Below are 23284 nucleotides of genomic sequence, written 5' to 3'. Positions count from 1 at the left end.
CCCACAAGTGTTGACCCCTACTATGTCACCTTAAACCCAGCTCAATTAGTTAACAAGCCCCTGTCCGATGTAAAACGACATAAACCGTTTGCCAAATTAGTTGTAAATCATAGAGAGGAGTCCAGAGGGATTGATATTCTAAATCCAAGCTCACGATATCCTCGAAATTGCTCACCAACGAACGTCCGCTCACCTGCCATTGTCCCGTTAAACCCGGTTTCACATCCAATCGTCTCCAGTGATGAGGTTTGTAGCGAATTACTTCATCATGGATGGGGGGACGAGTGCCGACTAAACTCATCTCTCCCAATAAGACATTCCAGAATTGGGGAAACTCATCTAAGCTAGTTTTACGCAAAAATTGGCCCACTTTAGTGACGCGGGGATCGGATTCATTTTTGAAGATTAATCCCTCAGCCTGGTTTTTCACCTTCGACTTCAAGTTATCAGCATGGGTCACCATGGAGCGAAACTTATAAATCGTAAATGGCTTACCATGGAGTCCATAGCGTCGCTGACTGAAGAAAATAGGCCCAGGACTATCGAGTTTAATGGCAATGGCGATTGGGATAAAGATCAGAGCTAGAATCAGCAAACCGACCAGACTACCAATAATATCGATGCTACGTTTAATCGGGCAATCTGTAGAAGGATGATGGAGTCTGGGTAAAACCGATACCAATTCCCAGCTTGAACCAAGGGAATAATTACTGTTCATAACACTTACATTATGAGGGACTTATGGGGCTTGATTCGAGTGTGTGCTTATACATCTCTATGCTAAGTCAATCCTTTGGTCTTTGGGTATAGCTCAGACTTAAGCTTCTTGAAATCTTTAAAATTCTGTACCCATTTCTTCAGTTTTATGAAGTTTTGATGAAGTTAGGGGATGGACTAACTATAGGATTTACACTGAAAGATAGATCGAATAATTTTAACAAGAAAGCGCCAACATTGACTCGTCAACCCCTTAAAGTTGATGGTATGCCCGATCCTGCTCTTAAATCTCTGAATATACTTTTGATTGGATGCATCTTAGAGCCAAGAAGTACCGGGAGAGTTGTTGCCAGCCAGAGTTAATGCACTTAAACTGGGTTTGTCTCAGCTTGAATTTAGATGATCCATGAGCATTAAATCGAATCTCCTGTTCTTTGTCATAACATCTTGTGAACTTAACCGACTATGATCGCAAATGGAGAACAATCATCTAAACTGCTGCCAATCATCAGCTTCCCCCATAGCTGCCTCGACTTCACCTAGAAGAGTTCAGTCAGTTCCGGGGAATTGTCAACATAACCCATTTCATACTCGAAAACTTGGTCAAACGGTGTTAGAGGTGCCAGATCTCGATCCCTTGAGTCAATTAAAATCAGGAAAATTGTTGATGGTCAATAAGAGCCGTCGCAATGGTCTGATCGTCTATAAACGCTATTATGCAGAATTTGCCGGTCCTGGGGCGGCTGTCGGTGGAATCTGTGATTCAGATTGTCATGGGTTGTTACCTGTGGGAAATCTGGATCTGGTCTCTCCACAAAACTTAGAGGAGCAACGACAGGCCTATTTAATTCGCCTTCAGTGGATTCGCTTTACCCATCAATTCTCTGACCAAAGTATCCCCCTCAATCGGGCCCAAAAGATTCTTCAGCATTTTGAAGCTTTTTTTGGCGCTAAAACTCTGGCAACTATACCTAATGAGGCTTTAGCGCTGATGGTAGGTGTTTTCCCAGAGACGATAAATGAGGCTCGATTGCTCACTTAAGAACGGAAACTGAGTCTAAAAGGCTATGGAGTCTTTGGTAAGTGCGTTTATTTTCGTCAGGATTGCCAATGGTGATCCTTAATCCTCCTCCAGTGTGACGAATAAGAGTGCCTTGGGTTTTCAGGCGATCGCCGAGCGCTTCGTAGGTCAGTTGGCTGCTAGAATTTAGGCGAGCATAGAGAAAATTCCCTGCACTTGGCCAAACTGTGAGCTGAGAAATTTGATTTAATTGTTCTTTTAGGTATTCTCTCTCTTCTAACAGTGAACCAACACTGCTGAGAATCGGTTGACGATTTTGGAGAGCCAACAGGGCTGCCAGTTGGGAAAACGTAGGTAAGTTATAGGGCAGTCGTACTTTTTCTAAGGCTTCAATTAATTCTGGGTGACCCACAGCATAGCCAACGCGATGGGAGGCTAATCGAAAGGCTTTGGAAAATGTCCGTAATATCACCCAATTGGGATGTTGACCCAATTCAGAGACAAGAGTGTGTTGACTAAATTCAAAATAGGCTTCATCAATCACCACTAAAATTTCTAGAGGGAGTTGTTTTAGCCACTCGATTTCTTGAGGGGTAAGTGGGTTTCCAGTAGGGGAGTTGGGATGTACCATAAAGACCACCCGAATCGGAACCGAAGTATCGGATTCTACAATCTTTTGAGCGGCTTCTAGATTGGTTTCAAAGGTTTGGGGATTGCGGTCAACGGTGACCACAGGAATGCCTAGGGTTTTGGCAAGAATCCCATACATGGAGAAGGTGGGATTAGCGGCTAAAATCGCTGTTCTCTCGCCTAAACAGGTTGCCATAAGGATGGATCGAATCAGTTCATCGGAGCCGTTTCCTAGGGCAATTTGAGCGGGGAAAAGGGCAGTTTCTGGAGAGATTCGGGCTGATTCGTTAACATATTCAGCGATCGCCTCTTTTAATTCCTGATGACTGCCATCAGGATAGCGGTTAGCCTCTAGGGAATGAACATAAAGTTCGCCTAATTTCTGTTTTAGCTCTTCCGGTAAATCATGGGTGCTTTCATTGGTATCGAGTCGATCCAAAGTCTGTGGATGACTGCCGATGATGCTTCCTGGATGGGGTTTATAGGCATTCAGTTGGGCGATCGCCGGACGGATGAAAGACAACATAGACTTAACTAACTCAGAAGTAGCGATGAAGATTAAATCAGCATATCAAATTTTATAGCGCTACGTGCTGGTCATAGCCAGCAGTGGGCAGTAGGGAATCAGGAAAACTTAGTTGAGGGTTGTAATTCCAGATAAAAAGTCTTGAATACCCTGCCAAATTTCGGGGAGTTTATCGCCTAAGCTATGATCGCTCTTTAACTCGGTTAAGTTAACCCAAGGTCGGTTCTCAGCGTAGTCTTGACTGACTTTAAAGGGAATAACTTCATCGTGTAACCCATGGAAAATGAGTGTAGGGACAGCACGGGTGAGAGACGAAGAGGAATATTGAAGTAAATCGGAGATGAAACGGTAGTGTAAGGGAAGCGATCGCTTCTGGCCATAATGATAAATGGGCCAATAGCCCCTTTTTTGCCATTCTTGACGTTCAGATTCCGTCAATTGAGTCATCCAATAGGTATAAAACTCAAAAGCAGGAGCCAGTAAAACTAATGCTTGCACTTGAGGATAACGTTCGGCTAACCAAGTGGCCGTTAACCCTCCAAAACTCGAACCAATAATATAAACTGGGGTTTCTGATGCTGGGAATAATTCCCCCACCTGTTGCAATTGGCGAGTTAGGGTGAGATGAGAAAAATCACCCTGATTTAAATCAGGGACTTGCAGGGTAATTTGGCGATCACTAAATTTTTGGGCGATCACCAGCGACTTCAAGGACTGGGGAGATGATGCAAACCCATGCAGATATAAATACAGCGCTTCGCGCGGTAACGGGAAAACCATTTTTCTTCAGGAAATAACCAGGGGGTAGGGTGAGTAGGAGAACAAAACAATTCCATTCCAGCTTATATAGCGCTACGCGCTAGGGAATAGGGAATAGGTTTCAGTATTAAAGCGGAGTCCTAGAAGCAGAAGCAGGCAGCTATGAATAATGATTATATGCTCTCTCGTCTGAGTTCCTTTTTTCAAGGGCGATTGAGAGGCTCTTACCCTGCATGGTTTTGATTGCTTACTTACATCTTACAGTTATTAATGGAAGTTCCTAAGTTTTATGGCCAAACTTTGTTGGATAAATTTCGCTATTTACAAATACAAATAAGTCGGTACTGCTCCATTGTTCATTGGAGCTAAGATCTGCTGCTGGAAACCTTGTTCGCTTAAATGTAAAGTTGTATGTCGAGATTAAACACTTTTGATCTTTATCCTGTGTTTAAACCTATTGAGTCCGACTATTCCAATGCACTATTTTAAGCTTGCCAAGCCACTAAGGCGGGTTTACTGACCTTATTGATAGGGTTCCTAGATGTTGGAGAACCGGCCCCTAAAATTGGCTTAACTGTCGGATGCCTTCGCTAGTTGAGATTTAACGGCTTGATAAAATCCCACCACGATTAAAATATTGGAGATACTTAAGAATACTTCCGCGCCGCCATGGAGCAAATCTACATTGGCTAGGGCTTCATGGTAAACGACTTGGGCATAAATGCCGGCAGGAATCGTTACGCCTACAAATACTAAGGTCATATAAAAGCCAATGAGAGCTAACCGGGGCATTTGTCCAGAGCGGGTAATAAACCATAAAAATCCCAAGTAGGGAAATAAAGAGAGTGCAAATAGGATATCTTTGGACATGGTTATCTGATGCAGGAATTAAACGGGAGTTTTAAGCTTGAGATTGGGTTTGTCGCCAGAGGAGCCAACCGGCAGCGCAGAGGGTACAATTGCCAACAACGGTCATGGCAGCTTGTAGAGTAACAATCCATTCTAGGTTGGGATCGTTATCGAAGAAATGCCAGGTACAGGCAGACATAGCACTGATCAGAGCCGGAATCATGGCAAGGGCAAACCACGACCAACGGCGATCGCCAGTTAATTCTCCATAACGCCAAATTAGCCAAATGGCCATGATCCACTCAATCACACTCGAAACATGAATCACCCAAGTCGGGATCGACAGTACATTCATAAATCGGCTTAATCCAAAACGCCAGACCTTATTTTACCTTGATGGGGGAATGGGGCGTGGGAGTTTGTAGCTAGAGTCTCCTAATTTTGCTGAGTCAATCGAGAAGCGGTATTCTTAAACAGAGGATTGCCCCTCTCCTAAGAAACAGAATCACAGCCTGGGGATGAGGTAGACTGAGGAATCAACTCAAAGCCCAGTCTCTTGGCTTTTTTGGTCAAGTGATGAACAAGTCGCTGACCCAGGTGTTCATAATAATCAACACCTGGGTCAACATAAGCCTCACCCGGAGTCCAAAGAGCATAGAAAATCTGTGCCAGTTTATGAGCAGTAGCGGTAATCGCTTTAGGAGAACCTAATCGATTGCGCAGACGACGAGAGAAAGCCCCCAAAGCGAACGGCTGTTCTTGAGAGCTTGAGCCGCCATGCGAAAGGCATTGGCTGCGCGATTAACAACTCGATGAGTGCGAGAAATTTTAATCTTGCCACCCGTAATGCAACTGCCTGGAGAAAGCCCTAACCAAGAACAAAAATGCTTGACAGAAGGAAAACGGGAGGGGTCAAGAGCAACTTCCGAGAGAATCGTTTGTACGGTTAACACGCCTAACCCATCGATTTGGGTGAAATCAACGAAAAACACAGATTTGGTCAGAGGGTCGAAAACATCCAGATAGCAAACCATAGCTGTGTAATTGCTGTAACCCCTGGCAATCAAGTACATCACTCTTGCGTCCTGGAACAGTAACCCTTGCTGTAAGTAAAATGGAGCTAAGCGGACTCGAACCGCTGACCCCCTCAATGCCATTGAGGTGCTCTACCAACTGAGCTATAGCCCCTAAAGCCCATCTACTATCATGCCTTGATTAGGGGTTACTTGTCAAGAGGTAAACCCCCAAAAAAATTCTGCTCTAGGCCGATCGCCCCCCAGAAAGCGATAAAGTAATCAAAAGATCGTTGAGTGAAGAATCACGGCTATGAGTTATTCCCCCTATTCACCTCCCAATGTAGAACCCATTGATGCAGATGCCTTGTTGCTGCAACTGCGCCGAAAACAAGGCACATGGGTTGAGTGGGGACAGGCCTGTAGCCAACTGCAAAAGGCAGGATATGCACCCGATCGCATTTTTGAAGAAACTGGATTTGAACCCGTACAACAAAATCAGGTGATGGTTGCAGCCCAAGTCTACACCAGCTTAACCAAAGCTGAAATTAAAGAATCGGTGCGATCGCACTTTAACCAAAAAGGCTCAGATCTTCTCTACGAATTCCGCATCCTTACCCAACCCCAACGGGTAGCAGCGGCTGAATTTAGCCTGGATCATAACCTGGATGCCGATCAAGCTCACGAACTGGCTAAAGCCATCAAAGACTTCTCTCGCAGCAGTTCGTCCGCTGAAGGCTTTTCCCAGCATCCCGGAGATATTATGGCCCATCAGTGCTGGAAAAGCGCCCGCCAACACAAAGACATTCAAGAGAGATCGCGCCTAATTGCTAAAGGTCTGCGTTACGCCCAGAGTAATGCGGCTCGCCAATATCTGGAACATCTGCTCACCGATTTTACCGTCGTTCCCCAAAAAAGTGCCCCCAGATTACCCGTATATCGCCTAGAATCCGCTCACGAATCGCCTCGGGTGATTCCCGTCGTTGGTCAATTTCCCCTCACCCTAGAGGATTGGAAAGCTGTACCTTTGATTGAAGCCCTTGAGCCGTTTGGAGTAGTTCGTAGTCAAGGAGCATCGGCTTTTGTCGCAGTTCCCGGATGGTCAGTGATCCGAGCAATGGGCGATCCGGTTGCTCTCTTAGCCAACAGTGACGAACTTCCTGGAGCGCTATCCGAGAATTCAGAACCTATTTTAATGTTAGTGGATCGCCAGGAGCGACAATGGGATAGCGATCGCTATTTTCTAGTAGACATCGACGGTCAATTAGAACTTCAATGGTGGGAAACTGAACCGGATCAACCCTTGTTAGCACAATTGGTCTTACTCATGCGTCCCCACCGTATCCTAGACGAGGACTTTACCAAAGAACTCTGGCAAATTGAAGAATGAGAATCATCCTTCTTGGTAATGCCGGTGCAGGAAAAAGTACCATGGCCCGTCGCTTAATTGGCGATCGCCCCATTCCCCGCCTATCCCTGGATGAAATTGCCTGGAATCCAGGGCCAGAACGAAAACCCCTCAATGAAAGTATTACCCTATTGCTCTCGTTTATCCAAGATAATCAACAATGGGTAATTGAAGGTTGCTATGCTGATATTATCGAAACCGCCTTACCCTACTGCACTGAACTGCGCTTTCTCAATCCAGGCATAGCAACCTGTATTCATCACTGTTACCAACGGCCTTGGGAACCGGAAAAATTTGCTTCTCCCCAAGAACAACAAGCCATGCTTCAAGTTTTGGTCGATTGGGTCAAAGAATACGAAACTCGCAGCGATGAATACGGACTATCCTGCCATCGTGCCCTTTACGATCAGTTTGGTGGAGAAAAACAGGAGTTTACCCATATTGAGCAGTATTATTCGGAGTTAATATAGCAGAGTAACTGTAAAGTGAAGACACCGGGCAATCGATCTTGAAACTGAACTACTTTTGCCCCACTGCCTACTCTCCATCTCTTCTACAAAGTTTCCCTAAATTCCCCCTGTTGGAGTAACTTTGAATGCCGATTCGAGTCATTATTGTTGAAGATTCTCCCATTGCCCTGAGCATCCTCAAGCGGATGCTCAACGCCTCTCCAGATATTGAAGTAGTGGGTACAGCTCGTACTGGAAAAGAGGCGATCGCCCTCATTCCTAAAGTTGATCCCCAAGTCATTTGTACGGACTTACACATGCCAGAAATGGATGGGTTAACCTTAACTGAAGAAATCATGTCTACTCGCCCTAAACCGATTTTAGTGATTAGTTCTTCGGTGCGCGAACAGGATACCCATCAAGTATTTAAAGTTTTAGAAGCAGGAGCAGTGGATGTTTTTCCTAAACCGGAAGGGGGACTTGGGGTAGACTCCGATCGCATTCAACAAGCTTTAATTAATAAGGTGAAAATCTTAGCAGGAGTGTCTGTATTTAGGAACCGTAAACGCTCTCAACAACCGGTGAATGCTTCTGTCCCTGTCTCTCAAACCAAATCCGTATTTTTTTCTACTTCTTCCTCTCGGTTTTCCCGTCCTATACTGCCGTTTAGAACGACCCATCTGGGACTCATTGCCCTAGGAGCTTCAACCGGTGGCCCACAAGTGTTAGAGCAAATTTTAAGCCAATTTCCAGCTAATCTACCTGTTCCAGTGATTTGTGTGCAACATATTAGTGAAGGTTTTTTACAAGGGTTTATTGACTGGCTCTCAAGTCGCTGTTCTCTTCCCGTGAGCGTTGCCCGAGCAGGCGATCGCCCCCAACCTGGCCATATCTATTTTCCTCCAGAACGTTCCCATCTGATCTTCGATCAGATGGGCTGTTTTGTCTACAGTCGCACCGTCGGAGGTGGAGGGCATTGTCCCTCGATTACGGTAACCTTTAATTCAGTAGCTCAATATTATAGAAATCGTAGTATTGGCGTGTTACTGACCGGAATGGGACGGGATGGAGCCGATGGTCTGTTGTCTATTTTTCAGGCTGGAGGCTTCACTTTAGCCCAAAATGAAGCCAGTTGTGTGGTGTTTGGGATGCCCAAAGAGGCGATCGCCCTCGGTGCCACGCATCAGGTTTTACCTCCAGAAGCCATTGCCACTGCCATTTTAAGGAAATTGGTTGTCTAGCTCCCTATTCCCTATTCCTTATCCTGGTGGATCGCTGACCACTTCAGGTGAGGGAATATCGGGGTTGGATAGGGAGTCAGCAGTATAAGACTTTTTCTCAGATTCAGGAACAGAGAGTTGTGGGGCTTCAGGAGGTTGTTCCTGAGCTGCACCAGAGGGTGCATCACCGTATAACCAAGCGAGTCCTCCAACAGCACCAGCCATTAATGCGGTATACCCTAAATATAGATGAGCAGGCTGTAAGTACAATCCCTTGCTTTTTTGGGTATAAAGTGAAGACCAAGACGGAACTACTGAATGAGTCAGATCCGGTTCTGGGAGACTCGAAAGGAGGCGTTGACTGTCTAAACCAAGGACAATACTGAGGCGACGGACAAAACCATGCAGGTAAATTTCTTCGGGTAGATGCTCGAAATCTCCAGCTTCTAGTGCTTTGAGTTCATGGATAGGGATACGGGTTAAGGCATGGAGCTGATCGAGGGAGAGAGCGCGCCCTAAACGCGCTTGTTGCAGTTGCTCGCCAATTTGTTTCCAACCGGCTTCCCGCTCTTGTTGTATCTTTTGTTGTGCTAACTGTGCTTTAGAGAGTTTCTGGGGGCGAGATACAGGGGCTTTGACTGATGGAACTATACCTGAATCAACAGAACCTGTCTTTTGATGACTTACCCCACGGGTTGGACTCAGTTGAGCGCTACTCTTTGGGCTAGTTACAGGAGCGATCGCTGCTGAAGGACGCACCGGTTCACAAGACTGGTGTTGATATTGACGAATAAAGTGTTGCAACGAGATCTGAATCGCTTCTCGTCCCATGGCTTTAATCAACATCTGTAGACCATCTACTCCTTCTCCTAATTGATCTTGGAGACTTTTCAGAGTGCGACGATAGACCTCAGAATGGTGGAGTTGAGCTTCAATTTGACTCAGGAGAGATCGCAACTCTTTCGGGGAAATTCCCAAAATGGCACAGGCTTCAACACTTAAAGATTTAGGGCTATTGGTCATGGTTTGCTGTCTCCGTTTACTGGTTCCCAACCCATCCAATCGGCAAATGGGGAATTAACTGAATAATCTCCCTTCCTTATTCGTAAATTTTGCTCAATCTCCGGATATTGATGGAGAGTAGGGAGGGGGAGTGGGGAGTAGGGAGGCACGGCAATACGGAGAACTGAAACAATAGAGACACTGATATAGTCGTTTACCCTGATCTGCAATACATCGAATGGCAGTTTTTAAAAGATAGCCAGAATAGCTCACTTGCTAGATTAAATCTATGGTTCACTCCCTCATTCCCCCACGAAGAGCTGTATCACAGATTATCAGATTATCAGGGTCAAGTGTGATAAACCGCGTTAAGCCAAAATAGCCTGAGCCGCTTGTCGTCCCGAAAGGGTTGCACCTTCCATGCTATCGATATAATCTTGCTGGGTATAACTTCCAGCCAGGAAAAAGTTAGGAATCGGGGTTTTCTGCGCTGGACGATAGGGGTCCATTCCCGGTGCTTCCCGATACAGAGATTGGGCCAGTTTAACTACAGAATACCAGGTCATCTTCAGATTACGGGAAGAGGGGAACAGATCTTGCACTTGTTTGAGGACATGATTGGCGATCGCCTCATTACTTTCCCGAATAAACGGATCGCCAGGTGTTAACACCAATTGTAACAGCGAGCCTTGTCCTTCCCGATAATAATCTCCGGGACTTGCTAGAGCTAAATCAGCAAAACAGGAAAAATCAGCATCCGCCGTATACAATAAATTATCAATTCCAGCCGCTTTTTCTAATTGCTTGCGTTGCTGTTCATCATTCAATTCCGTCACCCAACCATCAAAGCGCAATTGCACCGTAGCGACTGGAACCGTATCCAACTTATAGATATTATCGAACTCCGGCCACTTACGCCAATCTGAGGGCAAAAGCTTTTGAATTCCCGGTACATCACAGGCACAAACATAGGCATCAGCCGTAATCGTTTCTTCCCCTTCTCCATCGGCAACCACTAAGCCAGTGACTTCAGTTTTACCGTTACTTTCTGTGAATTGAATGTCTCTCACCCGGCGACGGGTATAGATTTTTGTCCCCCGTTCTTCTAAATAGTTCAAAATCGGTTTATGTAGATATTCATGGGGCGAACCTTCCAACATTCTTAGCACTGAAGCTTCCGTTTTTGCCGCGAAAAATTGGAAGATAGTGAGCATACAGCGAGCCGAAATATTTTCTGTATCGATAAATCCTAAAGCATAGGCAATGGGGTTCCACATCCGCTTCAGGGAACCATTCGAGCCGCCCTGTTTACGAAACCAATCGGCAAAACTGATAGAATCCAGGTTGCGAATTGTCCTCATCGCCCCATCAAAATCTACCAAACCGCGTACAATAGGACTGGTTGCTAAGGCGATCGCATTCATCGCCTTATCCTGAACCGAAAGTTGGGATGTAGTGAAAAAAGCCTTCAAACCATTAAACGGCGCACCCACCGGAAAGCGGAAATCCAACGCCCCCGTCATTCCCCCCCGGTTGATAAACGTATGGGTATGTTCCTTTAAGCGCAGATTCTCAAACGCACCCACCTTCCGCATCAAAGCAAACAGATTGTAATAGCAGCCGAAAAACACATGCAATCCCATTTCAACATGATTGCCGTTCGCATCTACCCAACTGCCGACCTTTCCACCCACAAAGGCGCGGGATTCAAAAATCTCCACTTGATGACCAGCATCAACCAATTCAACGGCAGTAGATAAGCCAGCTAAACCTGCCCCAACAATGGCAACACGCATCGAATGTCCTAAATATCCTTAACAGTTTCTTTACAGATTGTAACAGAGTTTGGGTAGCCTAGATCCTCTTTTCCCCCGCAGTCCCTAGGACTTCTTGATATAAACAGGACTTACGCATTAGCTCTATCAGTAGGGTGTGTTAGCGAAGCGTAACGCACCAATCCTCTATATATGGAGTCGTTGCGTAAGTCCTAATACAGTATCACTAACAACAATCATCCTCCTATAACCATCCCTTAGATCTCAAATGTTGGATATCTGCTTGCCATTCTTCCACATCATAATGGATGTTAATCCCACGTTCAGCAATCAACTTTTGGAAACCGATCTGGGACAAGTTCAGGAGTTCTGCTGCTTTACCTAAACTAATTTTATCCTGCTGAAATAAGACTAAAATCAGTTCATGCAGAAGTTGTTCTTCCGATAGTCCACTGGCTTTTACAATTTCTTCTGATATCACTAAACTCATACGATAATCTCCTTCCAGAAACCGGATTTTTGCCATAACCTCTGTATCCGAACCTAAATTTCTCTCAGAAACCCGGTTTCTCAGCCCCAGCGACAAATTGAGTAAAATATTGTCTAGGATGATGTATACTCAAAGCCTAACATTAAAATGACTACCCAAATTAGCGATCGCGCCAGCGAAACGGAGTTTTATCGCTCCAGCAATACCCAGCCTTATGGCCAAATCTATCAGCGCCTAGGAACCACCCCAGAACACCTAACGGAGTTTTGCCAACGTTGGTCTATCATCGAACTCGCCTTATTTGGTTCCATTCTCCGGGATGACTTTAATGCCAATAGTGACGTAGATGTTTTAGTTACCTTTAAACCCGATCACTCTTGGGGTTTAGAATTTATTCAAATGCGAGAACAACTCGCTACTCTTTTTCATCGCCCTGTCGATCTGATTACACGACAAAGTATTAATAATAGTCCGAATATGCTTCGTCGCCAGAATATCCTTAATTCGGCGGAGGTCATCTATGTCCAAGAATAAACAAGCATTAATCGATATTCTTACAGCCACGGAGCAAATTCTCAGGTATGTTCAGGATACGACACAAGAAGACTTTGAACAAGACGATCAAAAACAGGCAGCTATTTTATATAGAATCATTATTATTGGGGAAGCAACCAAACGACTATCTACTGAGTTTCGTCAACAATATCCGATAATCCCTTGGCGGGAAATGGCTGGACTACGAGATGTCGTTATCCATAATTATGACGATCTAGATTTTGAAATTCTTTGGAACGTCATTCAGGTAAATTTACCTGAAATTTTACCTGAATTACAATTAGCTTTAAACCAATTTCAAGATTAATCTATTTGATCGCACCCTTATTGACTAATTTTCATATCAAATCCGGTTAAAAACTTGTCATTGCGACCGCAGGGAAGCAATCGCCAAGATTACCGAGATGGCAGAGATTGCTTCATTCCGCTGACGCTCCATTCGCAATGACAGACTGTAACTGATTATTCAGATTTAATATCACTTAGAATTACCTGTTTAATCACCGGGGAAAGACTGTAGCGCTTATCTTTCCGTTCAATCAAGGAACGATGGCATAAAGAATGGAGTGCATTGATCAAGTCTGAGGATGAAAGCGCCTCATTTTGCAGCAATTGTCCTAACTTAACCGGTTGCTCTGCTTGTGCCAATAGATGAAGTGCTTGCTGTTCTACAGGGGATAAGCGATTGAATTGTTCCTGTAAGTTATCCTTGATATTTTCGGGTAATAATAGTCTATGTTCGGGTGATATATCCGTTGGCTCAATCTCTAGTTCCTGAATCAAAGAAACCACACTTTTTAACCAGAAGGGATTATCTTCATATTGGTTCAAAATTCGCCACTTTTCAACATCCTCTAGGTCACTCTCTCTGAGCAGAGTCTCAGTTGATAAAGAATCTAAGCCGTTTAATTGGATCGTGCGAACCCCAGGAGATTGCTGGTTAAGAGGCAGACAGTCTCTAGGATGTTCCCAACCGATGAGAATCAAGCAACTTTGATGGGGTAAGTTTTTGATTTTCCGGAACAGGGATTTATAAGGTTCATAACCCGGTTTATATTTGCCCGCGAGTTCTCCAGGACAGCACAAGCTTTGGATGTCATCGAATACGATTAAGCAGCGATGTTTTTGTAGATATTTAATTAGGGGTAATTCTTTCTTTTTCTCAGCAGAAGCATCTTCAGCTTGAGGAGAACAGAAAACTTCGATTAAGTCCGCTTCTAACTCACTCAAAGGGGGAGCCTGTTCTAGACTCCGCCAAATCACAGTTTCAAATTCAGCTTTGATCTGTTCGACGAGGTGTACCGCAAGTTGAGTTTTGCCAATGCCACTGATACCCATCAGTGCGATGATACGACAGTGGTCTTGTAAGATCCAGGTTTTTAGGGTTTCGAGTTCAGAGGCGCGATCGTAGAATGCTCCCAACTCTGGCATTTCATTTAAATCATGAGAGTCAAATAATTTAGTATTGTATTTTTCTGATAAATCTAGAGATGGTCTTGTCTTTTCACAAATATTAAAACTACTTCTGACATTTTTAAATACATTTTGAGCAAACACATTATAATTTTGTGACCTCTGGATTGCTGCTCGAAAATTAGACTTACTAATCTCTTCTCCCAGTTCTTTTGAAAGATTTTTCCATAATTCTGAACCCACTTCTCTCACCCGACTTTCAGAACAGTCAAAATCTATAGCAATTTGCTTGTATGTTTTGCGCTCCAGAGTCCCTTGCACTATTGCTTGCTGCAAATCATCCAAATGCTTACCCGTTTTAGCAAATATAACCTCATCGGCAAGATGTAACATTTCTTTGAGAATCATAATGAAAGCAAAAGATTTATGATTTTTGTATCTAGAATAAACAATTTTTCCCTACATTACAGCACTTTATCACACCTGATTGTACAACAAAGATTAACTACAGTAAACTACCCAAGAGAACAAAGACAAAACTGAACATTCATTGAGTGGTCAAATATTGGAGTTGTAAGCATTATAGAAATTAGGTATCAATCTACCCAAATCTATATTGGAGGTTTATCCCAAGATGGCAGCTTCTAATAAAAGACAAGCAAGAGTACAAGCGCGTTCAGCTATTAATAAGTGGGCTTTAGGTTTTGCATCAATAGCTTGGATTCCAGGATCTCACTATGCTATGACTGGAGGAGATGTAACTATGGTAATTCAAGTTGGATCGATTTATGACGTGGATCTGGATAGAACTACTGCTGGTGCTGTATTTACAACAATTGCAGCTCCTTTGATTGGTAGTAAAGTAGCACACTCAGTTCTTGACTTTGTTCCGATTGTAGGATGGGCAGCTAAATCAGCAGTCGCTGCGGGTGTTACAAAAGCGGTTGGTGAAGCAATGATCCGATATTTTGAGGATTGCTCAACTCTGCCTGCATAGTTCTATTGGGGGTAGGGACGAACAATTTTTGTCCCTACCAATTCAGTTTTTTAAGTTTGTCGCCAATTCTCAGTTTTCAGATCTACAACGCGATTGAATTCTCGTTGGTTAGCAGTAATCACGATCAAGTTATGTTCCAGTGCAGTAGCAGCAATCCAGACATCATAAGCACCAATGGGCTGTCCTTGAGATTTGAGTAGGGCACGAATTTGAGCTGCTTTTTCAGCTTCGGCCGCTGTGAAAGGGAGAATGGTTACAGAAGAGAGAAAACTGAGAATGATGGGTTGGATTTTTTTAGCCTGTTGTGGATTGAGGGCTAAACCGTAGTTGAGTTCCATCACTGTAATTGAGGAAACAGCAATGTTAACTGGGGCAGTTTGCTTGATTTTGCTTTGAGTACCCGGTTCGCCTTTTATGAAATCACTGATCGCACAGGTATCAAGGAGATATTGCATTAAAATAGTTCCTGTTCGTGAGGGGAAGCAGTTCATCCCGATAGGACTCGAAAGCGGGAAAATCAGGGACTCCTTGATAAGATAAAATCGCCTCTGGCCATTGACAAGTTGGAATCGGTTGCGTTGGCATTCTGTGGCGTAATACTTGCAGAATCAATGTGGATAGGGGAATATTAGATTGCTCCGCTTGACGGATGAGGTCTTGTTCGAGATCTGGCGGTAAGTCGATCGTAATTTGCATCAATAATTGTCCTTAATTTAGCACTCTTTTCCTGATATTTTATCACACGCCGATGCAGGGAAATAAATCCGGTTTCTCGCTCCTCACTAACAAACCTAATACCTGATGGGGTTATGCTCAGGAGAAATAATAAGCTGCATACAGCCAGGATGTAGTGACAGAAGTCCATGGCTCTTGCCAAGATAGAAACGATATCTTCGAGAAATGACCACTTATATAAGGCAACTATGTCCTACGATCGCGAAAAACAGGTAGCCATGGAAGCGGCCATCTTAGCCGCAAAACTCTGTCAGCAGGTACGTCAAGACATTCCAGAGGCGATCGAAAAGCACGATAAAAGTCCCGTAACCGTTGCAGATTATGGCTCCCAGGCCATTATTTGCAAAGCACTCGGCGAAATCTTTCCCAACGATCCCATTGTCGGAGAAGAAGACGCAACCGAGCTACGCAAACCGGAAATGGCCGATACTCTCAACAAAATGCTCGGTTATGTGCAAAATCTAATTCCCCATGCCACCGCCGATCAAGTAACGGACTGGATCGATCTCGGAAATGGCTCCGTATCTCCCCGATATTGGACGCTAGACCCCATTGACGGCACAAAAGGCTTTTTGCGTCAAGATCAGTATGCCGTGGCTCTAGCGCTCATTGAAGATGGGGATATCAAGGTCGGGGTTTTAGCCTGTCCTGCCATGCCCGTCGAAGGCTCAGAACCCGGTATGCTCTATGTTGCCGTGCGTGGAGAAGGGGCACAAATGAGACCCTTAGCAGGGGGAGAATTACAAACCATCCATGTAGTGAGTCCTGACGATCAAGAAAACATGCGCTTTGTCGAAAGCGTAGAAGCCGCTCACGGCGACCAATCTCGGCAAAATGCCATGGCTCAAGCCGTCGGTATTACTACTCCATCCGTGCGCGTGGACTCCCAAGCCAAATATGGCATTGTTGCATCTGGAAAAGCTGCCCTCTACCTGCGCTTACCCTCTCCCAAATATCCCGATTATCGCGAAAATATTTGGGATCATGCTGCTGGTGCAATCGTCGTAGAAGAAGCCGGAGGGAAAGTTACCGATATGCATGGACAACCCCTCAATTTTGCCGATGGGCAGAAAATGGTGAATAATCGGGGCGTTGTTGTCAGTAATGGCATGTTGCACGAGAAGATTCTCGACGTTTTGAAGAGTTAATTTCCTCAAGGGGCGAGTTCACTAAGATCTGGCAAGGAAAACCAAAGCGCTCGTGAATTCGTTCTTAAATCTTAGTGATAGAGCAGTGAACTCGTTAAGTTAGGACGGTTAGGTTATGGTTTGAGGCAAGGGAATTCCAGCCCCTTGCCTAGCCCAAATCACCTTAACCCACTTTCACTTTAACGACCTTATGTTGTTCTTCTTCAACTTTCGGTAACGTCAAGTGCAAAATCCCATCCTTATATTCCGCTTCCACATTATTATTTTGAATGCGGTTCGGTAAAGGAACAACCCTTTGGAACTGACCATAGCGAAACTCAGAGCGAGTTACACCTTTCTCTTCAGTGGTTCTTTCGCTGCGCCGTTCACCAGAAATAGAAACCGCTTCAGCCGTTACTTGAATATCGAGATCATCCGGTTTCATTCCCGGAACTTCTAATTTGATTTCAAATGCTTCAGGAGTTTCATGAAGTTCAGCCGCCGGCAAGAAATTCCCTTGATTAGAGAGGACTTCTTTGGGCACTAAATCATCAAATAAACGATTCATTTGGCGTTGTAAGGTATCGATTTCTCGGAAAGGTTCCCAACGAACTAAAGGCATACTGTTAATCTCCTAAACCAGTTACTTTTGTTTGATGAATTCAATCTAACAAACTGGCGCGAACTGTCAGGTTCGGTTTTTCTCCCCAGCTTGAGGGAAGTCCCCGTACTTCATATCGTATCGACCCTTAATCAAACAAGAAAATACCATTTCTGTATGATATTGACCTTCCCAGGCGCGTTTTAAGTTAAACTGAGGTGAAAAGAAAAGCCGATTCCTAAACTTAGGAACCGGCTTAAACATCAAGAGAATTCTAGAAAATGGCATAACCCTCATAGAGGAATAAAAGAACCCTTTGGTTACTCCGTTTTCAATGGTGCTTACTCTTAGGTTAGCGAATACAATTCAGCGTCTCAGTTCGGTTCTCTGCTAAACGGCGATCGCAATCTCCGCACCTTCGATTAGACTGTACACAAACCACTATCCTGATATAACCCTATGCTAGGTAAAAATTCCCGATTAAGATGGTTTCAAGATCTGCCCCTGCGCTCCCTGATCATTCTTCCATTTCTGGTGCAAATCTTTACCGCAGTCGGGTTAGTGGGATATTTTTCATTTCGGAATGGACAGAAGGCAGTTAATGACCTCGCTCATCAGCTAATGGATGAAGTTAGCGATCGCACAGCAGATCGGCTTGACAATTATTTGCAGAGTGCCCATTTTATCAACTCTACCAATGATAAAGCAATTCGTTTAGGTCATTTAGACCTGAATAATCTATCAACATTTGAAAAACACTTCTGGGAACAAATTCAACTCTTCGACTTAATCGGATTTATTTACTATGCTAATGAAGAGGGAGAATTTATCGGAGCAGAACAGTTAGATGATGGATCATTGAAAATTGGTGAAGTCAAAAAAGAAATTCCTGGAAACTTCAAAATTTATGCCACCAATGAGCGCGGAGAACGCACAAATCTAGAAGTAGATATTGATAACTTTGAACCTCGTCAACGTCCCTGGTATAGGACAGCAATGGAAGTGAGTCAAGCGAGTTGGGGCGAAATTTTCAGTTATAAAGGATATCCCCGGATCGCGATCTCGGCTGTTCTTCCGCTCTATGACAGTGAAGGAAATATCTATGGAATGCTAGGAACGGATCTGATTGTTTCACTGATCAGTAATTTTCTCAGAGAGCTAGAAATTGGTAAATCTGGACAAATCTTTATTATGGATCGCTCGGGCTTATTGGTGGGAAATTCTACAGTTCATGACCCTTTTATTATTGATGAACATAATCTCGTGCAATCGATCTTAGCGACCACAAGCAAAGATCGTTTAGTCCAAATGACGGCCCGCTATATCGAAGACCGTTTTGGTAATTTGACGAACATTCAAGAAACCCACAAACTTGAATTGAACTTCGACCGTCAGCCTTACTTCTTGGAAGTCCCTCCTTGGCAAGATGAATTAGGTTTAAATTGGTTAATTGTGGTCGTTGTACCTAAATCTGACTTCATGGCAGAAATTAATACCAATAATCGGACAACAATTTTATTATGTCTATTAGCGCTGTTTGTTGCTATAAGTATGGGACTGTTAACCTCCCGGTGGATTACCCAACCCATATTAGACTTAAACCAAGCGGCTGAAGAAATATCTCAGGGCAATTTAAATCAACAGGTTCATATTCAAGAAATTAAAGAACTCAAGATATTAGCTCAGGTCTTTAATCATATGGCGGCCCAACTAAAAGCCTCTTTTTCTGCCCTAGAACAAACCAATACAGAACTTGAACAACGAGTCCAAAAACGTACCGCAGAATTAGAGCAGGCTAAACAACAGGCAGAGTCTGCAAATCAAGCGAAAAGTGATTTTCTGGCATCTATGAGTCACGAGCTGAGAACGCCCCTGAATGGCATCCTCGGCTATGCTCAAATCATGGAACGAACCAAAGACCTGAACGAACAGCGCCATGGAATCAGTGTGGTTCGCCAAAGTGGAACCCACTTATTAAACTTAATTAACGATATTCTTGATTTATCAAAAATTGAAGCTCGGAAAATGGAAATCACCCCCAAAAATCTCCATTTTTCGTCTTTCTTATCGAGTGTGAGTGAAATAATTCGGATTCGTGCAGCAAGTAAAAAGATCGATTTTTTTGCCGCCCATGACCCAAATTTGCCCACGGCAATTATTGCTGATAACAAGCGTTTAGGACAAGTATTACTTAACCTGTTAGGAAATGCAGTGAAATTCACAGATAGCGGTCGAGTCACGTTCACGACAGAAGCGATCTCCCAAAACCAGGAAACTATTACTATTCGATTTATCATTGAAGAGACTGGAGTTGGCATGACTCGAGAACAACTGCAAAAAATTTTCTTACCTTTTGAGCAAGTGGGTTCTACCTCTCGTCGTGCTGAAGGAACGGGTTTGGGATTGACCATTTCTCAACAACTAGTCGAAATGATGGGCAGTCATATTGAAGTCTCCAGCATCCATGGTCAGGGGAGTCAGTTCTGCTTTACCCTGGAGTTCCCAATTGCAACGAACTGGTCAAAATCGGTAACAGAGGTCGATCTCGGTCAAATCACCGGTTACACGGGGAAACTTAGAACAATCCTCGTGGTTGACGATATTATAGACGACGAGATTCCCCCAGCTCAGGAATTAGAACAATTGCTCAATGCAGCTCGGATTGGTGATATTTTAGTGATTGAAGAAGAAGCACAACGGTTGATTCAGTTAGATCCTAACTATCGGAGGTTTGGTCATCGCATTTTACACTTTGCATCAGACTTTGATGACCAGGCAATTATTCAGTTGATTCAACAGTCTTTAGAAGAATAGTGATTATGAGTTTAAGGTTGGGATGGAATTCTTAGAATATGTTTTTTGTCAATCAAAAAATTTGAGGGTAAATCGGTATTATTGTTCTTTGCAGAAGTTTTGTATTGTTCAAGAAATGCTAGACGCACAAAAGCTGGATGTGATGGGCTACTATCGCGTTGACCATTAATTAACAATTATTAAATTATTGATTTTGAAATTGTTAATTGCTCCTTCACCGATTACTATGAATCTTGCAGACTTTATTGCCTTTTCCCCTATGATTGAACCCCAAATGAGTCCCTATGGCTCTTGGAAATCGCCTATTACCTCAGACTTAATTGTGGCAGGAGCGATCGCCCTTGGCGGCCCTCGACTCGATGCAGATTGCCTATACTGGTCGGAAGGTCGTCCGAGTGAAGGGGGACGTAGCGTCATTGTCCAGTGCACTCCAAATGGACAAATCCAGGACGTTACCCCCGCTTCCTATAACGTGCGAACCCGAGTTCATGAATATGGGGGAGGCGCTTCCTTAATAGACGCAGGAACGATCTATTTTGTGAATTTTGCCGACCAACGTCTCTATCGGCAGCCGGTGGGTGAAGACCCCCAACCGGTGACTGGCGAAAGTCAATGCTGTTATGCTGATTTTCGATTAGATTCGCGCCGTAATAGTCTAGTGAGTGTGCAAGAAGACCATAGCGCAGAAGGAGAAGCGGTTAATCGAATTGTCAGCATTGACCTGGAAACGGGTGCCTCCACCACCCTGACTGAAGGATATGATTTTTACGCTTCTCCCCGCTTAAGTCCTGATGGTTCCCAACTGTGCTGGATCTGCTGGAATCATCCCAATATGCCTTGGGATGGCACCGAGTTATGGGTTGCTCCAGTGAATGATAAGGGGACATTAGGCACACCAACCCTAGTGGCAGGAAGTACGACGGAATCGATCTTTCAGCCGCAATGGTCTCCGGATGGAGTACTGTATTTTATTAGCGATCGCACCAATTGGTGGAACCTGTATCGTTGGGATGGTCGTTCTATAGACGCTCTTTATCCCAAAGCAGCGGAATTTGGGCTTCCTCAATGGGTTTTTGGCATGAGTACCTATACGTTTGCCGATGCAGAAACGATTATCTGCATCTATTCGGAAAATGGCAACGATACCCTGGCTAAACTCAACACGAGCAGCAAAACTTTAGAGGTTATTCCTACTCCCTACAGCAGTCTGTCTGCGCCTCAAGTGCAGGGAAACCAGATTATCCTACTCGCAGCATCGGCAACTCAACCAAGCGCCTTAATTCAACTGGACTTATCGGGCGAAAATCTAGAGATTATTTATAAGTCTAGCCAGCTTGCGATCGATCCGGGCTATCTTTCGGTTCCAGAACCCATTGCCTTTCCCACAGAAAACGGCTTAATGGCCTATGGATTTTATTATCCGCCCCAGAATAAAGATTACCAAGTACCCGAAGGAGAAAAACCGCCCTTATTGGTAAAAAGTCATGGAGGACCGACGGCTTCGACTTCGAGTAGATTTAATCTGAAGCTCCAATATTGGACAAGTCGCGGGTTTGCTATCCTGGATGTGAATTATGGGGGAAGCACGGGATATGGTCGGGAGTATCGCAAACGGTTGGATAGTTCCTGGGGTATTGTGGATGTGGATGATTGCGCTAATGGTGCGAAGTATCTGGCCGAGCAGGGTAAGGTGGATGAAAATCGGTTAGCTATCTCTGGAGGAAGTGCGGGAGGCTATACAACGCTGTGCGCTCTGACATTCCGGGACACGTTTCAGGCGGGAGCGAGTTACTATGGAGTCAGCGATTTAGAAGCCTTAGCTACCGATACCCATAAGTTTGAATCGCGCTATTTAGATGGCTTGATCGGGCAGTATCCTGAACGTAAGGATGTTTATATTGAGCGATCGCCCATTCATTGTACCGAACAACTCTCCTGTCCCGTGGCTTTCTTCCAGGGACTCGAAGATAAAGTTGTCCCCCCGAACCAAGCAGAAATGATGGTGAATGCCTTAAAAGAAAAGGGTCTACCTGTTGCCTATGTCGCTTTTGAAGGGGAGCAACATGGCTTCCGCAAAGCCGAAAATATTAAACGCGCTCTTGATGGCGAATTTTACTTTTATTCCCGCGTCTTCGGCTTTGAGGTAGCTGACAAGGGGGGAGAAATTGAGATTATGAGTTGATTCATTTTAGAATCAAACATAGTAGGGGCGATTTTTTCGCCCCTACATATATTCCTGATTTTTAGAAAAAATTCACCATTGGATAGGAGAGAATAGCTTGATCTTCTGTCATAATGATTAAATCATGCTCTAAAGATTGACAGAGTAAAAGACGATCAAAGGGATCCTTATGTAAGGGTGGTAATTTAGCTAATTGAGTAATCGTAGTTTCAGCAATAGATAAACTAGAAATCAAATGTTTTTCACGCTGTTGGGGAAGGTAAATTTCAGGAGATTCTGGTAATGGTAATTTTCCTAATTGATATTTAATTGTTGCTTCCCAAACAGAAACTACACTGAGGTAAATCTCGTTATCTTGATTACTAATAGCATCATAATATTTATCTGCTAGTCGTTTATTATTAGTAATAAACCACAGAAAAACATGAGTATCTAATAGTATGTTCATGGATTGTTAAATAGGCTGATAATTTCTTCAGGGAGGGGATCGTTAAAATTATCAGGCACAATAAATTCACCTTCACATAAACCAATAGGACGGCGTTTTTTTTCAGGTAGTTTTGTTCGTATTGGTTTGATTTCAGCAATCGGTTTATCTGCTTGAGTAAGGATAAAACTATTACCTTCTTGAATCAGTTTGATAAAGTCTGATAAATTGTGTTGAATGTCATCTATATTTAGGGTGATCATGGCATTCTTTAGCGTCCATTTACATAGCCAATCTTAGTATCAATATAACTGTTGGGTGTGTTTTTGTAAATAATGCCATGATATTTTATGGTTATGGAAAGACAATCACGGCTAGTAGATAGAGATTGCATGACTTGTGGATTAAAGACTTACTCTCAAAGGAATTGGGTGGAGGTATTTTATCGAGAAGTGAAAGGATGGTTAGGTTGGAGAGAAGCCCAAGTGCGAGATAAAAAAAGCTTACTTCGCCATTTTATCTTAGTATTTTGTGCCTATACTTTTATCCTTTACCATAAGCTAACAGGTGGGCT

General features: G+C 43.9%; 25 protein-coding genes, 1 tRNA gene and 1 pseudogene. 11 read left to right on the top strand and 16 right to left on the bottom strand.

The window, feature by feature from the left end; genetic code table 11:
• Positions 1 to 49: 49 nt before the first annotated feature.
• The gene (locus tag J7529_RS04870; RefSeq protein ID WP_318728060.1) at positions 50 to 718 is read right to left on the bottom strand and encodes a sugar transferase; all 669 of its coding nucleotides are present in this window, start codon (positions 716 to 718) and stop codon (positions 50 to 52) included.
• A gap of 609 nt (positions 719 to 1327) precedes the next feature.
• Here J7529_RS04870 and J7529_RS04865 point away from each other — a divergent pair.
• Positions 1328 to 1759, top strand: coding sequence for a hypothetical protein (locus J7529_RS04865; protein WP_318728059.1), 432 nt, complete (start codon positions 1328 to 1330; stop codon positions 1757 to 1759).
• Here the strand turns inward: J7529_RS04865 and J7529_RS04860 are convergent.
• The 6 genes from J7529_RS04860 to J7529_RS04835 all read right to left on the bottom strand — a co-directional run bounded on the left by J7529_RS04860 (position 1752) and on the right by J7529_RS04835 (position 5690).
• Positions 1752 to 2894, bottom strand: a complete 1143-nt coding sequence (locus J7529_RS04860) for a histidinol-phosphate transaminase (RefSeq protein WP_318728058.1) — start codon at positions 2892 to 2894, stop codon at positions 1752 to 1754. The genes J7529_RS04865 and J7529_RS04860 overlap by 8 nt on opposite strands.
• 108 nt (positions 2895 to 3002) lie before the next feature.
• The gene (locus J7529_RS04855; protein WP_318728057.1) at positions 3003 to 3674 is read right to left on the bottom strand and encodes a YqiA/YcfP family alpha/beta fold hydrolase; all 672 of its coding nucleotides are present in this window, start codon (positions 3672 to 3674) and stop codon (positions 3003 to 3005) included.
• Between the two features lie 549 nt (positions 3675 to 4223).
• On the bottom strand, positions 4224 to 4523 hold the full coding sequence (locus tag J7529_RS04850) for a DUF3593 domain-containing protein (RefSeq protein WP_271937874.1): 300 nt from the start codon (positions 4521 to 4523) through the stop codon (positions 4224 to 4226).
• A gap of 31 nt (positions 4524 to 4554) precedes the next feature.
• Positions 4555 to 4857, bottom strand: coding sequence for a DUF2499 domain-containing protein (locus J7529_RS04845; protein ID WP_318728056.1), 303 nt, complete (start codon positions 4855 to 4857; stop codon positions 4555 to 4557).
• 352 nt (positions 4858 to 5209) lie between these two features.
• On the bottom strand, positions 5210 to 5536 hold the full coding sequence (locus J7529_RS04840; protein WP_318728055.1) for a transposase: 327 nt from the start codon (positions 5534 to 5536) through the stop codon (positions 5210 to 5212).
• Between the two features lie 81 nt (positions 5537 to 5617).
• Positions 5618 to 5690: transfer RNA gene (locus J7529_RS04835), tRNA-Ala, on the bottom strand.
• Positions 5691 to 5828: 138 nt separating this feature from the next.
• On the opposite strand from J7529_RS04835, the gene J7529_RS04830 reads away from it, so the two are divergent.
• The 3 genes from J7529_RS04830 (at position 5829) to cheB (ending at position 8613) form a co-directional block, all read left to right on the top strand.
• Positions 5829 to 6905 carry a RuBisCO accumulation factor 1 gene (locus J7529_RS04830; RefSeq protein ID WP_318728054.1) on the top strand — a complete coding sequence of 359 codons (1077 nt, stop codon included), beginning with the start codon at positions 5829 to 5831 and terminating at the stop codon, positions 6903 to 6905.
• On the top strand, positions 6902 to 7393 hold the full coding sequence (locus J7529_RS04825; protein ID WP_318728053.1) for a hypothetical protein: 492 nt from the start codon (positions 6902 to 6904) through the stop codon (positions 7391 to 7393). The genes J7529_RS04830 and J7529_RS04825 overlap by 4 nt, the downstream gene beginning before the upstream one ends.
• A gap of 125 nt (positions 7394 to 7518) precedes the next feature.
• Positions 7519 to 8613, top strand: coding sequence for a chemotaxis-specific protein-glutamate methyltransferase CheB (gene cheB / locus J7529_RS04820; protein WP_318728052.1), 1095 nt, complete (start codon positions 7519 to 7521; stop codon positions 8611 to 8613).
• A gap of 18 nt (positions 8614 to 8631) precedes the next feature.
• Here cheB and J7529_RS04815 read toward each other — a convergent pair whose 3' ends face one another.
• From J7529_RS04815 to J7529_RS04805, 3 genes are all read right to left on the bottom strand, one after another.
• Positions 8632 to 9615, bottom strand: coding sequence for a helix-turn-helix domain-containing protein (locus J7529_RS04815; protein WP_318728051.1), 984 nt, complete (start codon positions 9613 to 9615; stop codon positions 8632 to 8634).
• A gap of 347 nt (positions 9616 to 9962) precedes the next feature.
• Complete coding sequence (zds, locus tag J7529_RS04810) at positions 9963 to 11390, bottom strand: 9,9'-di-cis-zeta-carotene desaturase (protein WP_318728050.1); 1428 nt, start codon at positions 11388 to 11390, stop codon at positions 9963 to 9965.
• 223 nt (positions 11391 to 11613) lie between these two features.
• The gene (locus J7529_RS04805; RefSeq protein WP_413038810.1) at positions 11614 to 11859 is read right to left on the bottom strand and encodes a UPF0175 family protein; all 246 of its coding nucleotides are present in this window, start codon (positions 11857 to 11859) and stop codon (positions 11614 to 11616) included.
• Between the two features lie 147 nt (positions 11860 to 12006).
• On the opposite strand from J7529_RS04805, the gene J7529_RS04800 reads away from it, so the two are divergent.
• Together J7529_RS04800 and J7529_RS04795 are read left to right on the top strand one after the other, a co-directional pair.
• Positions 12007 to 12393, top strand: coding sequence for a nucleotidyltransferase family protein (locus J7529_RS04800; RefSeq protein WP_318728048.1), 387 nt, complete (start codon positions 12007 to 12009; stop codon positions 12391 to 12393).
• Complete coding sequence (locus tag J7529_RS04795) at positions 12380 to 12721, top strand: DUF86 domain-containing protein (protein ID WP_318728047.1); 342 nt, start codon at positions 12380 to 12382, stop codon at positions 12719 to 12721. Before J7529_RS04800 ends, J7529_RS04795 begins: the two co-directional genes overlap by 14 nt.
• A gap of 155 nt (positions 12722 to 12876) precedes the next feature.
• Here J7529_RS04795 and J7529_RS04790 read toward each other — a convergent pair whose 3' ends face one another.
• Positions 12877 to 14235, bottom strand: coding sequence for an NB-ARC domain-containing protein (locus J7529_RS04790; protein WP_318728046.1), 1359 nt, complete (start codon positions 14233 to 14235; stop codon positions 12877 to 12879).
• Between the two features lie 226 nt (positions 14236 to 14461).
• On the opposite strand from J7529_RS04790, the gene J7529_RS04785 reads away from it, so the two are divergent.
• Positions 14462 to 14824: a hypothetical protein gene (locus J7529_RS04785; RefSeq protein ID WP_318728045.1), complete on the top strand. Its 363-nt coding sequence runs from the start codon at positions 14462 to 14464 to the stop codon at positions 14822 to 14824.
• A gap of 50 nt (positions 14825 to 14874) precedes the next feature.
• On the opposite strand, the gene J7529_RS04780 is transcribed toward J7529_RS04785, so the two are convergent.
• Entirely contained in the window at positions 14875 to 15279 is a 405-nt protein-coding gene (locus J7529_RS04780) for a type II toxin-antitoxin system VapC family toxin (RefSeq protein WP_318728044.1), read from the bottom strand.
• Complete coding sequence (locus J7529_RS04775) at positions 15263 to 15520, bottom strand: hypothetical protein (RefSeq protein ID WP_318728043.1); 258 nt, start codon at positions 15518 to 15520, stop codon at positions 15263 to 15265. The genes J7529_RS04780 and J7529_RS04775 overlap by 17 nt, the downstream gene beginning before the upstream one ends.
• Before the next feature lie 227 nt (positions 15521 to 15747).
• Between J7529_RS04775 and J7529_RS04770 the strand changes: the two genes are divergently transcribed.
• On the top strand, positions 15748 to 16707 hold the full coding sequence (locus tag J7529_RS04770; RefSeq protein WP_413038809.1) for a 3'(2'),5'-bisphosphate nucleotidase: 960 nt from the start codon (positions 15748 to 15750) through the stop codon (positions 16705 to 16707).
• A 163-nt stretch (positions 16708 to 16870) separates the two neighbouring features.
• Here J7529_RS04770 and J7529_RS04765 read toward each other — a convergent pair whose 3' ends face one another.
• Positions 16871 to 17308 carry an Hsp20/alpha crystallin family protein gene (locus tag J7529_RS04765; protein WP_271937887.1) on the bottom strand — a complete coding sequence of 146 codons (438 nt, stop codon included), beginning with the start codon at positions 17306 to 17308 and terminating at the stop codon, positions 16871 to 16873.
• Positions 17309 to 17746: 438 nt separating this feature from the next.
• Here J7529_RS04765 and J7529_RS04760 point away from each other — a divergent pair, with 438 nt between their 5' ends.
• Positions 17747 to 20101 carry a hybrid sensor histidine kinase/response regulator gene (locus J7529_RS04760; RefSeq protein WP_318728041.1) on the top strand — a complete coding sequence of 785 codons (2355 nt, stop codon included), beginning with the start codon at positions 17747 to 17749 and terminating at the stop codon, positions 20099 to 20101.
• A 226-nt stretch (positions 20102 to 20327) separates the two neighbouring features.
• Positions 20328 to 22283: a S9 family peptidase gene (locus J7529_RS04755; RefSeq protein ID WP_318728040.1), complete on the top strand. Its 1956-nt coding sequence runs from the start codon at positions 20328 to 20330 to the stop codon at positions 22281 to 22283.
• Between the two features lie 61 nt (positions 22284 to 22344).
• Here the strand turns inward: J7529_RS04755 and J7529_RS04750 are convergent, their stop codons facing one another.
• Positions 22345 to 22731 (bottom strand): type II toxin-antitoxin system VapC family toxin, encoded by a 387-nt coding sequence (locus J7529_RS04750; RefSeq protein ID WP_318728039.1) that lies wholly within the window; start codon positions 22729 to 22731, stop codon positions 22345 to 22347.
• Positions 22728 to 22973, bottom strand: a complete 246-nt coding sequence (locus tag J7529_RS04745) for a hypothetical protein (RefSeq protein WP_318728038.1) — start codon at positions 22971 to 22973, stop codon at positions 22728 to 22730. The genes J7529_RS04750 and J7529_RS04745 overlap by 4 nt, the downstream gene beginning before the upstream one ends.
• 147 nt (positions 22974 to 23120) lie before the next feature.
• On the opposite strand from J7529_RS04745, the pseudogene J7529_RS04740 reads away from it, so the two are divergent.
• A pseudogene (locus tag J7529_RS04740) lies at positions 23121 to 23284 on the top strand (IS701 family transposase); the annotation flags it as partial.

Origin of the sequence: Roseofilum sp. Guam (genome assembly GCF_017746735.1) — a bacterium.
Taxonomy (GTDB): domain Bacteria; phylum Cyanobacteriota; class Cyanobacteriia; order Cyanobacteriales; family Desertifilaceae; genus Roseofilum; species Roseofilum reptotaenium.
Note: the sequence above shows the minus strand (reverse complement) of the source record. Positions and strands in the feature narration are given on the sequence as shown.